This window comes from Pseudoalteromonas sp. SR45-4, assembly GCF_014163535.1.
In the GTDB taxonomy this organism is placed as follows: domain Bacteria; phylum Pseudomonadota; class Gammaproteobacteria; order Enterobacterales; family Alteromonadaceae; genus Pseudoalteromonas; species Pseudoalteromonas nigrifaciens.
Genome location: NZ_JACJDO010000005.1, coordinates 60,505 through 73,470 on the forward strand (window position 1 = coordinate 60,505; position 12,966 = coordinate 73,470).

Sequence of the window (12,966 nt, forward strand, 5' to 3'; positions counted from 1 at the left end):
TTAGGCGCAAGGTTTTAGGTAAATGATATAAACCAAGCGCCTAACTTGTAGGTGGGAGTTTACCTCGCGCAGGGTTTAAAGCTTAACCTGCGCGACATTAAGCCCGCCTACGGTTTAAAAAAACACCGAGCTAGGCTAATGTCTACCTAAAACCTAGCTTTATGAAAGCTGCCCTTTTATTCTGAGCGCTGCTCTCGGCCTAATAAGGCCATAGCCGCTTCTTTCATATCTTTATTTTCGTACAGCACTTTATAAATCTGCTCGGTGATTGGCATTTCTACACCGCTGCGCTGCGCTAATAAATACACCTCTTTGGTGTTTCTAAAGCCTTCGACCACTTGGCCTATAGACTCTATTGCAGCCTCTACGCTTTCACCTTTACCTAACGCTAAACCAAAGCGACGATTACGCGATTGATTATCTGTGCAGGTTAAAATTAAATCGCCAAGGCCTGCCATCCCCATAAAGGTTTCGGGTTTTGCGCCCAAAGCACAGCCTAAGCGTGTTAGTTCAGCAAGGCCGCGAGTAATTAGTGCCGTGCGTGCATTAGCGCCAAAACCTACGCCGTCGGAAATGCCTGCACCAATAGCAATAACGTTTTTAACCGCACCACCTAGCTGTATGCCAATAAAATCATCATTGTTGTACACTCTAAATGAGCGACCGCAATGCAGTAAATCAGCTAACTGTTGTGCAAACTCTGTAGAGGTGGATGAAACCGAAATAGCAGTAGGCGATCCCATGGCCATTTCTTTAGCAAATGTTGGCCCCGAAAGCACCGCTAATGGAATTGCATCGCCAAGCTCTTGTACTGCAACTTCTTGTAATAAGCGTCCGGTATTTGGCTCTAACCCTTTAGTTGCCCACGCAACTTTTGCGCCTTGCTGTAAAGCTGGTTTAATTTGCTTTAAAGTGTCGCCAAATGCATGGCTAGGCACAACCACTAACACTATTTCATTACTTGCAGCAGCACGTTGTAAGTCGGCTTCAAGAGATAAAGTGTCGGGAAAAGGAATATCAGGTAAGTAACGTTGATTTTTTCGCTCAGCTGCAAGCGTGGCAACGTCGTCGCTATTGCGCCCCCAAAGTGTCACTTGGTGACCATTTCGGGCTAAACAAATAGCAAGGGCGGTGCCATAAGACCCCGCCCCTAATACAGTAACAGCTGAAGTTGCTGTACTCATAATTTAAGCGTCTACTGATGCCTGCTCAGCTTGCGCTGTGCGTTGTTGCATGTATTGTGCAAATAATGCGTCAAAGTTAACTGGCGCAAGGTTAAGCTGTGGAAAAGTACCACGGTTAACAAGGTTAGAAACAGCTTCACGCGCATATGGAAACAATACGTTAGGGCAAAATGCACCAAGCATATGAGCAAGTTGTGTTTCTTCAACGTCAGCAATAGTAAAAATACCTGCTTGTTGAATTTCACATAAAAAGGCCGTTTCTTCGCCAATAGATGCAGTCACTGTTAGTGCTAAAACCACTTCAAATACACCTTCGTCTAACTTATTAGAGCGAGTGTCTAGGTCTAACTTAACTTCTGGTGTCCATTCTTTTTGAAAAATAGCTGGAGAATTTGGCGTTTCAAACGACACGTCTTTTGTGTAAATACGTTGAATAGTAAATTGTGCGCCAGTTTCTTGTTGTGCTGCTGCGTTTTGCGTTTCTTCGTTCATTGTAATCCTTAACCTGTTCGTTATTATAATTAGTTAAATTTAAGCGTTTAGTGTGGCATTTAGCTTTTTATCAAGTTGACCTTGTGCTTCTATTGCCATCATGTCGTCGCAGCCACCTATATGCTCATCATTAATAAAGATTTGCGGTACCGTGCTTGCGCCGCCTGCTTTGGCGATCATTTCATCGCGCAGCTCAGGCTGTACACCAATATCAAAGTTTGTGTATTGCACACCTTTACTGTCTAAAAGTGCACGAGCACGTTGACAAAAAGGGCAATACGCTTTGGTGTATAAAACAACATTACTCATAATATATCCTCTATCGGACTGCTAATATTTATTAGCGACCGGTTGTAGTTGGTAAGCTCGCAGATTGCCACGCGCCCATACCACCAGATAACACACTTACCTGCTCAAAACCCGCTTTATGCATAGCGGTTGCAGTTCCTGAAGCGGTCATGCCTGTAGTACATACCAATATAATGGGTTTACTCTTATACTTTTCAAGGTTTGAAAAGTCAGATTTTTTCGCATTTTCAGGGCTTAAATGCTGAGCACCGGCAATATGTCCGGTGTTAAACTCTTTTTGCGCACGCATATCAATAACTTGACCGTCTTCACGGTTGATAAGCAGCGTTAACTGCTGAGGGTTTATTTGGCGCACTGCTGAGAGTTTACTTTTGATCCAACCACTAACAATAAGAAACACAATACCCACCCAAGCTGCACTTAAAATTGGGTGATTGGTGATAAATTCAATATATTGATCCATTCGACATCCACTATAAAATTACATCCTAAAACGTGATGTTTTAGCTATTTTTTCGTTCAATACCAATTGCATTAACTCTATAAGCAAGTATAACAAGAGGTAAGCTACTCACAAACAACATAAAATTTAAACAGGAGTACTCACTTCTGTAAAAATTTTAAACACAATATATACCTAATTTACCTTACTCACATACACAGCGCTTTAATAAAGTTGGTATTATACCAATTGCATTAAATTAATGGGCTATTGTAGCGTCAATGAAATGGGTCAATAACAAGTAAAAATGATGATATATAGTTGTTCTATATAAATTATTTTTAACGCAGTTAGTGAGCTATTTAATCAGCTAAAATGTGCATGTTTTTAATAAAATTGGTATTAGCTGCGCAAGTATACCCAAATCAGCCAAAAATGCGAGTTAAGGCAAAGCATAATACGCTTTTACGAGGCGCTTTTAGTAAGAACAAAGTAATAGCTTGTTGTTAATTTTTAGCCAGATATTAAAAAGTTTTAATATCTTATTTTGATTGCTGATCCTAGCTATAAAACACGGTATGCTTAGCATCAGCATGTTAGCGGTAATGTTAGCGTGTTTTATCGCAACGTTAACCTTGAGGAGTGACTATGTCAGAGCATAAAAAACCACTGGTATTAATGATTTTAGATGGCTGGGGATACCGCGAAGATGAGCAAAGTAATGCGATTCTGGCTGCAAACACCCCTGTATTAGATGAATTATGGGCCACCCGCCCGCGCACATTAATTTCAGCTTCGGGTTTTGATGTAGGCCTTCCTGATGGTCAAATGGGCAACTCTGAAGTTGGCCACGTTAATTTAGGCGCTGGGCGCGTTGTTTATCAAGACTTCACTCGTATAACAAAAGCGATAAACGATGGCGAGTTTGACTCTACCCCTGCACTAGTCGATAACATAGATAAAGCCGTAAGTGCCGATAAAGCCGTGCACATTATGGGGTTATTAAGCCCAGGCGGCGTACACAGCCACGAAGATCATATTGTGGCAAGTATTGAACTTGCTGCAAAACGCGGTGCAAAAGAGGTGTACTTTCATGGCTTTTTAGATGGCCGCGACACACCTCCACGCAGTGCTAAAGCTTCTATTGAGCGCATTGAAGCGGTATTTGCAAAGCTACAATGTGGCCGCTTAGCATCGCTAATTGGCCGTTATTACGCAATGGACAGAGACAACCGCTGGAACCGCGTAGAAAAAGCCTATAACTTACTTACGTTAGCACAAGGCGATTTTAGCTACCCGACTGGCGTAAGCGCACTTGAAGCTGCTTATGAGCGCGACGAAAACGATGAGTTTGTAGCCGCAAGCACCATTACTCCTGCAGGCGCAGAGCCTGTACAAATTAACGATGGCGACACGGTTATATTTGCTAACTTTAGAGCCGATCGCGCCCGTGAAATTACACGTGCATTTGTTGAGCCTAACTTTGACGGTTTTGCCAAACAAAAATCGCCTGCACTTAGCGCATTTGTAATGATGACCGAATACGCTGCAGATATAGACGCCCCAGTTGCATTTGGCCCTACGCCACTGGTAAACGTACTTGGCGAATGGTTTGAAAAACACGGTAAAACTCAACTACGTATTTCAGAAACCGAAAAATATGCTCACGTAACGTTTTTCTTTAGTGGTGGCCGCGAAGACGAGTTTAACGGTGAAACCCGCGAACTTATTCCTTCACCACAAGTTGCAACCTACGATTTGCAGCCCGAAATGAACTCAGAAATGCTTACCGACAAACTCGTTGCGGCAATTAAAAGCGGCAAATACGACGCTATTATTTGTAACTACCCTAACGGCGATATGGTGGGTCACTCTGGTGTATTTGCAGCGGCAGTTAAAGCCTGCGAAGCAGTTGATCACTGTATTGGCCGCGTAGTAGCAGCACTTAACGAATATGGCGGTGAAGCGCTTATTACTGCCGACCATGGTAATGCTGAGCAAATGGCCAACCTTAAAACAGGCCAAGCCCATACTGCACATACTAGCGAGCCGGTGCCATTTATTTATGTGGGCCGCGACGCAACACCATCTGAGGGTAAGGCGCTTAGTGATGTAGCGCCTACTATGCTGCACTTAATGGGCATGGAGCAGCCAGCTGAAATGACAGGCAAACCTATCATGACGTTGAAGTAATCTATGCAAAAATGTATTAATAGCGTTACTCAGCTAATTTTAATACTGACTTTTTTAGCGACTGCAACTGCAGTCGCTAATGAAGATCGTACCAAAAAAGATCTCAGCGAAGTACAAACGGCACTTAAGCAAAGCCAATCTGAATACAACGCGCAACGCAAAAAAGTTGCCACGCTACAAAAAAACCTACAACAGCACGAACTCGAAATAGCTAAAAACGCCAAAGCCCTAAATATGGCTGAGCAGTCGATTAAAAAAACCGAACAACAGCAACAACTGCAACAGCAAAAAGCCGATCAACTCGAACAACAACATGCACAGTTTCAACACGCATTAGCTGCGCAACTTAAAAGTGCTTATATGGCCGGTGGCGACGATGATTATGCAAAAATGCTGCTCAACCAAGAAGACACGGCTAAATTTGAGCGCACCCTAAGCTATTATAATTATTTAAATAAAGCCCGTATTGAACAACTCGAAGAGCTAAAAGCGCTGCAGTTACAAATAGCGAAAAACCAGGCTGAACTGGCTAAAACAAAGCAAAAACTAGTAAACCTGCATGATGAACAAAAAAGACGCCAAACTGCATTAGTTAACGCCCAAAGTGAACGCCAAGCCAATTTAAAAAATTTACAGGCACAGCTAAATAACACTAAAAGCTCAATTAACTATTTAAAAGAAAACCAACAAACGCTGATCACAACTATTGAAGAGCTAGAGAAAGAAAAAAATAAAAAAGTTGAATTACTCGGCCTCAATAATAGCAAAGGCAAACTTAACTGGCCAAGCCGAGGTAAGTTAGAGCACACTTTTGGACAACGAAAACACGGTGGTATTGACTGGAAAGGCGTATTAATTGGCGCAAAAGAAGGCAGCAATATTAACAGTGTTCATAACGGCCAAGTGGTATTTGCCGATTGGTTAAAAGGCTACGGCTGGGTAATTGTAGTTGACCATGGTGAGGGCTTTATGAGCCTTTACGGCCATGCACAAACCTTATTAAAAGATGTTGGCGACATGGTAAGAGAAGGCGAAACGGTAGCGCTAGTTGGCCAAAGCGGCGGGCAAGCAAGTTCTGGTCTATACTTTGAAATGCGCCATAAAGGGCGTGCAGTAAACCCTGAAAAATGGTGCAAACGCATTTAGCAAATACCAATCTTATGTAAAACATACCATTGGTATAAATTAACCGCTGCGCCGCATTGGAGCAGCCGATGGACAAAAAAAGCACCGTAGCAAAATGGTTTAAAAATACAGGCTTTACGCTTAGCTTAAGCCTGTATTTACTTGCCCTATTTGTTTTTATTAGCTTTTCAGCTAATGTGTTTTCTAGTTCGATTAAAGAATTAAAAAACCAACAAATAACCGAAATCCTATTTAATATTCATACCTACTACGTTGAAGATCTTGCACTCCAAAACACCATACATACTAGCTATAACAACCAACAATTTGCGCATTTATATGCCCAGCTCGATCCCTATTCTAAATACCTTGATGAACACGAATTAAATACTTTATTTGATAACACTAATGGCCGCTATACCGGTTTAGGTATTGAGGTTAAACAAATAAATAACAGTGTAACCATTGTAAATGTAGTGAATAACTCACCTGCTAAAAGTGCTGGGGTTATGGCCGGTGACATTATCATTAGCGTTAATAATCAAACAACACAAAACAGCTCCGTAGAGCACGTTGCTCAACTAATAACAGCAAGCAAACTTAGTAATATTAGTTTAACCATAAAGCGTGATAACCAACCGCAACCACTTAATTTTAATGTGAGTCGCCGTAAAATAAAGCTTGAAAGCGTTACTAGTCAGCGCTTAGATTTAGGCAGCGGTTATTTAGCTATAAATAGTTTTTCTAACCACACTTTACATGAAGTGGCTTTGCAAATAGCAGCCATGCAAAATCACTTTGGGCACCCACTTAAAGGCCTAGTTATTGATTTACGTGATAACCCCGGCGGTACACTTAGAAGCGCTGTTGCGGTATCGGATCTGTTTTTACAAAACGGTACTATTGTTACAACCAAAGGGCGCTATAACGAGGCAAATAAAGCTTTTTATGCCAAACACGGAGACATTTTAAAAGGCGCCCCTATTGTCGTGCTAATTAACGAAAACTCGGCATCAGCAGCCGAAATTTTAGCTGCCGCATTAAAAGATAATAACCGCGCCAAGGTTGTTGGCGGCCAATCTTTTGGTAAAGGCTCAGTGCAATCGCTTATTCCACTTGGTGATGGCAGCACTGCATTAAAGCTCACTACAGCTAAGTACTTTACCCCTTTGGGAAAATCAATCGAAGGTGTTGGTATTACGCCCGACGTGGCGATTAATCAAACAACCCTTTCACAAAGTGATAAAGCCGTTATAATCAAAAACCAGCAAGCTAAAAGTAAACAAACACAACTAGCCAGCAAGGTAACTGATTTACAGTTAGCTAAAGCTAAACAATTACTTAACCTGCAATAATTTTAGCCTTACTGATGAAGTTAATAAGCTCTAAAAATAATAAAAACTATAAATTTAAAAAGCGATAAAGATGAAAGTAATTATAGGGCTGATATTGATGCTTGGTTTTGCGCCACTCAATGCTAAAGCCAAGCAAATAGCGATAGTAATAGACGACATAGGCTATCACCAGAGAGATTTAGAACTGTTAACTTTGCCTGGCCAAGTGTCGTATTCAATTTTGCCTCACACGCCTTATGCACAAGCTTTTGCCACTTTAGCCAGTAAAACAAATAAAGAGTTATTACTGCATATTCCCATGCAAGCACTTAACGGCAAGGAGCTTGGCCCTGGCGCACTTACGTTAAATATGAATAAAGAGCAGATACAGCAAATACTTGGCACTGCTTTGGCCAGTTTACCGCAAGTTAAAGGGGTTAATAATCACATGGGATCGGCGCTCACCCAGCAAAGCCAAGCTATGAGGTGGATAATGGAAGTGCTTAAAAAGCGACATTTATACTTTTTAGATAGCCGCACCACTGAATTAAGCCAGGCACAAAATGCCGCTAACTTTTTAGGTGTTGAAAATATTGGCCGTCATATTTTTTTAGATAACATAACCACACCAGAACAGTTACAACTGCGCCTAGATGAGCTAAAACAACACGCTACTGAGCATAAGTTTGCCATTGCAATTGCCCACCCCTACCCTGAAACAATCGCATTTTTACGCCACGTTTTACCACAACTCAGCAAACAAGGTTTTGAATTAGTACCCGTATCTAAGCTGGTAGAGCGTAAATATATACAACTAGCAGAGAAGCGCTAAATAGTAAATTGCAGCGGTTAGTAAAAGCCAGCTCTTTAATAAGCGCGGCATAAAGCCCCGCCTACGCACAACTTAAACACTGACCGTGGCTAATTTCGACCTAGTCCTAATGTAGCTAACCCCAGGATATATCCACGTTATGTCACTGTATAGTTTCAGCTAAAAAAGTACATACTTAACAATGAATTAGAATGAAATTCACTTGTTCATCGCAGCTTTTACATATACGTCGAAGCGGTTTTTTTTCGTTTTAATTTGCATGCTAGGAGTTTTATCGTTTAAAAACGGGGCATAGTCGGGGCGCTTTACTACCACGCGCTTACTGGCAAGTGGGTAGGCAAATTCGAGTAAATCGTCGGCGTCGGTGTCGGCGCCTACTAAGTCTTGAAATACGCGCATTTCTTTTTTAACTAAGGCTGATTTTTCGCGATGCGGAAACATAGGATCTAAGTAAACTACATCTGGCATGCTTTCGCATTGAGCAAGTAAGGTATGGCTTGAGCCAAATATGAGGCTCATGTTTTGCTGCATCCACGGACCAATTTCAATGTCGTTGTATGCGCGCTGCAGACCATCGTATAAAAGTGCTGCAACTACGGGGTGGCGTTCGTGCAATATAACTTTACAACCAAGCGACGCTAATACAAAACCATCACGTCCTAGCCCTGCTGTAGCGTCGAGGACTATAGGAGTCGCTCCTTTATTTAAGCCTACTGCTTTGGCAATTGCTTGGCCTTTACCGCCGCCAAACTTTCGTCTGTGCGCTGCTGCGCCCGTAACAAAGTCAACGCTTATTGCGCCTAGTTTAGGCTCATCGGTTTTATATAAGCTCAGGCCTGTATCGTCGTAATGCAGGCTAAAACCACTGCTTTGCTCTGCCCAATGGGCTAAGCCAAAACGTGTTTCTAACTCATTTAAATAAGGACGGCACTCTTTAAAGGCACACTTAATAACCACTCTACACTCCGACGATAAAATACTTTTTTAGTATATCAAGCGCCTTAGTTTAAAGCATTAAAATAGCAATGAAAGGAAAACAATAGTCTTAAATTTGAGAGTAATTAAAGTTCAGATGCTGTAAAAAATAAAGCGGTCAGTTTCATAATGAAAACTGACCGCTATGTATTGGTGAGTAACTAAAAATATATAGAGTTAACTTTATACTTTAGGCAGCAATACCGCTGTGGCGAAGAAGTGCGTCAACATTTGGCTCGCGGCCACGGAAGTTTTTAAATAATTCCATTGGCTCTTCGCTGCCGCCTTTTTCTAGGATGTGCTGCATAAATGCTCGCCCTGTTTCTGGGTTAAAAATGCCCTCTTCTTCAAATTTAGAATAAGCATCGGCAGAGAGTACTTCTGCCCATTTATACGAGTAATAACCTGCGCTATAACCACCGGCAAAAATATGACTAAAGCCATGCTGAAAGCGGTTAAATTCTGGCGCTTTTATTACCGAGGTGCGACTGCGCACGTCGTTAAGCACAGCTTGAATATTACATGGCTCACCGGCTACGTAGTCGTTATGTATTTTAAAGTCGAATAACGAAAACTCTAACTGACGCAGCATTTGCATGCCCGAGTTATAGTTTTTAGCCGCTAGTAACTTATCTAGTAGCTCTTTTGGTAGTGGCTCGCCGGTTTCGTAATGCCCTGAAATAAAGCTAAGTGCTTGCTCTTCGTAGCACCAGTTTTCTAAAAACTGACTTGGTAGCTCTACCGCATCCCATGCAACGCCGTTAATGCCTGCAACAGGAGCTGCATCTACCTGAGTTAGCATATGATGAATACCATGGCCAAACTCATGGAATAAAGTAGTTACTTCGTTATGAGTAAACAAGGCCGGCTTATCGCCTATTGCTTTGTTAAAGTTACAAACTAAATACGCCACTGGTGTTTGCAATTCGCCGCTAGCGCGTACTTTACGCCCCATACAGTCGTCCATCCATGCGCCACCGCGTTTATGATCGCGAGCATATAAGTCGAGATAAAAACGGCCACGTAGCGTATTACTGCTGTCGTATATTTCAAAAAAGCGTACATCTTTGTGGTAGCTGTCAAAATCACTGACTTCTTTTACACTAATGCCAAATAAACGGTTAACTGTTTCAAACAAACCACTTAATACTTTATTAGCTGGAAAATACGGGCGGAGTACTTCGTCTGAAATGGCGTATTTATCTTGCTTAAGCTTTTCGCCGTAATAACCAAAATCCCACGCTGCTAGTTCGGTAATACCGTGTTTTTGCTCTGCGTAGGCTTGTAGTTCTGCAAGTTCTTGCTCTGCTTGTGGTTTTGATTTAGCCGCTAGGTCTTCTAAAAATGAGAATACTTGTGCAGGCGTCTCAGCCATTTTAGTGGCAAGTGACTTTTCAGCGTAGCTATTAAAGCCAAGCAACTGTGCTAGTTCATGACGTAGCGCTAGCTCTTCGCTCATAATTGCTGAGTTATCAAATTCACCCGCATTAGGGCCTTGATCAGACGCACGTGTAGAAAACGCTGTGTATGTTTCTTCGCGTAGTTCGCGATTATCGGCGTAGGTCATAATAGGTAAGTACGATGGAAAATCGAGCGTAAATACCCAGCCGTCTAATTCTTTACTTTTTGCGGTATCGGCAGCTAAAGCCAACGCCGACTCTGGTAAACCAGCCAGTTCACTTTCATCGGTAATGTGTTTATGCCAAGCCAATGTGGCATCCATAACATTGTTGCCAAATTTAGAGGCCAGCTCTGATAAACGCGCGCTAATTTCGCCATAACGTTTTTGCTGCGCGGGCTCTAGTGCAATACCCGATAATTTAAAATCGCGTAATGCATTCGTAATCGACTTTTGCTGAGCGGTAGTGAGGGTTTTAAATTCATCACTGTTATATAACGCGTTGTAAGCTGCAAACAAACCTTGATGCTGCCCTACAAAAGTTGAGTACTCAGAAATAAGTGGTAAACATTGCTCGTATTGCTCACGTAGTTCGTCGTTATTCATTACCGAATTTAAATGCGATACCGGCGAAAACATCCGTGATAATTTATCATCGGCTTCTTCTAGTGGCAGTACTAAATCATTCCAAGTGTATGATTTTTTAGCAAGCACATCTTCAATGGCTTGGCGGCACTGCTCAATCCCGTGCTTTAGTGCTGGCACTACGTGCTCTGGCTTTATTTTTGAAAATGGCGGTAAGCCTTCAAGCCCAATTAATGGGTTAGTGTTTGCATTGGTCATATTTATCTCAAATTTGTGCATTATAAGCATTAAAGTTGGGGCAAAGTGACTAAATACAAGAGCATTTAAGCTTATGATGATCGCAATAAGATCTTTTTCGTTTATACAGGGTGTATGGTAATTTTACCTATGCTGATTAAGTAATTTGCCTTGAGCATATGCTATCATCGGCACAATACAGTTAAATAAACTTTGAGGATTAAACATGGCTCAGCATTTTGATTATATTGCAATTGGCGGTGGTAGCGGCGGTATTGCGTCGGCAAACCGTGCGGCAATGCGTGGCGCTAAAGTAGCACTTATTGAAGCAAAGCATATGGGTGGCACATGTGTAAACGTAGGATGTGTACCTAAAAAAGTAATGTGGCATGGTGCTCAAGTTGCTGAAGCAATTAATTTATATGCGCCTGATTACGGATTTAATGTTGAAGTAAAAGGTTTTGATTGGGGCAAATTAGTAGAAAGCCGCGAAGCCTACATTGGCCGAATCCATAAAGGTTACGATAATGGCCTTGCAAACAACGGCGTTACCGTAATTAAAGGTTTTGCTAAATTTGTAGATAATAAAACAGTTGAAGTAGATGGTGAGCATTATACTGCTGATCATATTTTAATTGCTGTTGGCGGTCGTCCAAGTATTCCAAACATTGAAGGTGCTGAGCACGGCATTGACTCTAATGGCTTTTTTGAGCTTAAAGAGCAACCTAAACGCGTTGCTGTTATTGGCGCAGGTTACATTGCTGTAGAGCTTGCAGGCGTACTACATAGCTTGGGCACTGACACGCATTTATTTGTGCGTAAACACGCACCACTGCGTAACTTTGACCCATATATAATCGATACGCTAGTTGAAGTAATGGCAAAAGAAGGCCCTACGCTGCATACCGAATCTGTACCACATAAATTGGTTAAAGAAGACGACGGCTCAGTAACCTTGCATTTAGATAATGGTAAAAGCCATAACGTAGACCAAGTAATTTGGGCTATTGGCCGCGAGCCAACCACAAATGCAATTAATATTGCTGCAGCAGGCGTAGAAGTTAACAGCAAAGGTTTTGTTAAAGTAGACGAGTACCAAAATACCACAGCTGAAAACGTATACGCTGTGGGCGACATTATCGAAAACGGCATTGAGCTTACCCCAGTAGCAGTTAAAGCTGGGCGTACTTTATCTGAGCGCTTATTTAATAAAGAACTGCCAGATGATTTAAAAATGGATTACAGCTTAGTTCCTACAGTAGTATTTAGTCACCCACCCATTGGTACTATTGGCTTAACAGAGCAAGAAGCTATATCGCAATACGGTGCAGAAAACGTAAAAGTATACCAATCAGCTTTTGCCGCTATGTATACCGCGGTTACGCAACATCGCCAGCCTTGTAAAATGAAGCTAGTGTGCGCAGGTCCAGATGAAAAAGTGGTCGGCTTGCATGGTATAGGTTTTGCTGTAGACGAAATGATTCAAGGTTTTGCTGTCGCCATGAAAATGGGCGCAACTAAAGCTGACTTTGATGCTGTGGTTGCTATACACCCGACTGGCTCAGAAGAGTTTGTAACGATGCGCTAAGTATCGACTTTAAACTGCAAAAGGCCTTTACTATTTATTTAGTAAGGGCTTTTTTTATGCTCAATATATTTACACTTGCAACACACAACAAACCAACCAAACCATTACAAGAAAAACATCAAGAACAGGGCTAGTTATTCCGATTCATCCCACCGACGCCGCTTCGCGTCGATCAATGGGTTTTCTCGGAAGGATTCGATAAAAAGTTTCCATAATATTTTGGCTTTCTGTCCTTTTTGTAATTAAAATCTCGCGCATGGTCTCCTATGTG

11 protein-coding genes are annotated in these 12,966 nt (G+C 41.9%); 5 read left to right on the forward strand and 6 right to left on the reverse strand.

What is annotated here, in order from left to right; genetic code table 11:
* Positions 1-176 precede the first annotated feature (176 nt).
* Genes gpsA through H5058_RS03875 form a run of 4 tightly spaced genes read right to left on the reverse strand, consistent with a single transcriptional unit; the run spans position 177 to position 2,448 of the window.
* Positions 177-1,184 carry an NAD(P)H-dependent glycerol-3-phosphate dehydrogenase gene (gene gpsA, locus H5058_RS03860; RefSeq protein WP_182676958.1) on the reverse strand — a complete coding sequence of 336 codons (1,008 nt, stop codon included), beginning with the start codon at positions 1,182-1,184 and terminating at the stop codon, positions 177-179.
* A gap of 3 nt (positions 1,185-1,187) precedes the next feature.
* A complete protein-coding gene (gene secB / locus H5058_RS03865) occupies positions 1,188-1,676 on the reverse strand; it encodes a protein-export chaperone SecB (protein WP_011327080.1) in 489 nt (162 codons plus the stop codon).
* A 39-nt stretch (positions 1,677-1,715) separates the two neighbouring features.
* Positions 1,716-1,985 (reverse strand): glutaredoxin 3, encoded by a 270-nt coding sequence (gene grxC / locus H5058_RS03870; protein WP_011327079.1) that lies wholly within the window; start codon positions 1,983-1,985, stop codon positions 1,716-1,718.
* Positions 1,986-2,016: 31 nt separating this feature from the next.
* Positions 2,017-2,448, reverse strand: coding sequence for a rhodanese-like domain-containing protein (locus H5058_RS03875; protein WP_011327078.1), 432 nt, complete (start codon positions 2,446-2,448; stop codon positions 2,017-2,019).
* Positions 2,449-3,075: 627 nt separating this feature from the next.
* On the opposite strand from H5058_RS03875, the gene gpmM reads away from it, so the two are divergent.
* From gpmM to H5058_RS03895, 4 genes are all read left to right on the forward strand, one after another.
* Positions 3,076-4,620: a 2,3-bisphosphoglycerate-independent phosphoglycerate mutase gene (gene gpmM, locus H5058_RS03880; RefSeq protein ID WP_182676960.1), complete on the forward strand. Its 1,545-nt coding sequence runs from the start codon at positions 3,076-3,078 to the stop codon at positions 4,618-4,620.
* 3 nt (positions 4,621-4,623) lie between these two features.
* On the forward strand, positions 4,624-5,766 hold the full coding sequence (locus H5058_RS03885; RefSeq protein ID WP_182676962.1) for a murein hydrolase activator EnvC: 1,143 nt from the start codon (positions 4,624-4,626) through the stop codon (positions 5,764-5,766).
* Between the two features lie 68 nt (positions 5,767-5,834).
* The gene (locus H5058_RS03890; RefSeq protein ID WP_182676964.1) at positions 5,835-7,100 is read left to right on the forward strand and encodes a S41 family peptidase; all 1,266 of its coding nucleotides are present in this window, start codon (positions 5,835-5,837) and stop codon (positions 7,098-7,100) included.
* 70 nt (positions 7,101-7,170) lie between these two features.
* A complete protein-coding gene (locus H5058_RS03895) occupies positions 7,171-7,911 on the forward strand; it encodes a divergent polysaccharide deacetylase family protein (RefSeq protein WP_182676965.1) in 741 nt (246 codons plus the stop codon).
* Between the two features lie 198 nt (positions 7,912-8,109).
* Here H5058_RS03895 and H5058_RS03900 read toward each other — a convergent pair whose 3' ends face one another.
* Both H5058_RS03900 and prlC read right to left on the reverse strand, forming a co-directional pair.
* Positions 8,110-8,868 (reverse strand): class I SAM-dependent methyltransferase, encoded by a 759-nt coding sequence (locus H5058_RS03900; RefSeq protein WP_182676967.1) that lies wholly within the window; start codon positions 8,866-8,868, stop codon positions 8,110-8,112.
* A gap of 208 nt (positions 8,869-9,076) precedes the next feature.
* A complete protein-coding gene (gene prlC / locus H5058_RS03905) occupies positions 9,077-11,128 on the reverse strand; it encodes an oligopeptidase A (protein ID WP_011327072.1) in 2,052 nt (683 codons plus the stop codon).
* 205 nt (positions 11,129-11,333) lie between these two features.
* Here prlC and gorA point away from each other — a divergent pair, with 205 nt between their 5' ends.
* The gene (gene gorA, locus H5058_RS03910; protein ID WP_182676969.1) at positions 11,334-12,695 is read left to right on the forward strand and encodes a glutathione-disulfide reductase; all 1,362 of its coding nucleotides are present in this window, start codon (positions 11,334-11,336) and stop codon (positions 12,693-12,695) included.
* The last annotated feature ends 271 nt before the right edge of the window (positions 12,696-12,966 follow it).

Bases quoted from the DNA above. Each gene is read 5' to 3' on its own strand.
- gorA (WP_182676969.1), top strand. From the start codon at position 11,334: ATGGCTCAGCATTTTGATTATATTGCAATTGGCGGTGGTAGCGGCGGT.
- gpmM (WP_182676960.1), top strand. From the start codon at position 3,076: ATGTCAGAGCATAAAAAACCACTGGTATTAATGATTTTAGATGGCTGG.
- H5058_RS03885 (WP_182676962.1), top strand. From the start codon at position 4,624: ATGCAAAAATGTATTAATAGCGTTACTCAGCTAATTTTAATACTGACT.
- prlC (WP_011327072.1), bottom strand. From the start codon at position 11,128: ATGACCAATGCAAACACTAACCCATTAATTGGGCTTGAAGGCTTACCG.
- gpsA (WP_182676958.1), bottom strand. From the start codon at position 1,184: ATGAGTACAGCAACTTCAGCTGTTACTGTATTAGGGGCGGGGTCTTAT.
- H5058_RS03875 (WP_011327078.1), bottom strand. From the start codon at position 2,448: ATGGATCAATATATTGAATTTATCACCAATCACCCAATTTTAAGTGCA.
- H5058_RS03895 (WP_182676965.1), top strand. From the start codon at position 7,171: ATGAAAGTAATTATAGGGCTGATATTGATGCTTGGTTTTGCGCCACTC.
- grxC (WP_011327079.1), bottom strand. From the start codon at position 1,985: ATGAGTAATGTTGTTTTATACACCAAAGCGTATTGCCCTTTTTGTCAA.
- H5058_RS03890 (WP_182676964.1), top strand. From the start codon at position 5,835: ATGGACAAAAAAAGCACCGTAGCAAAATGGTTTAAAAATACAGGCTTT.
- secB (WP_011327080.1), bottom strand. From the start codon at position 1,676: ATGAACGAAGAAACGCAAAACGCAGCAGCACAACAAGAAACTGGCGCA.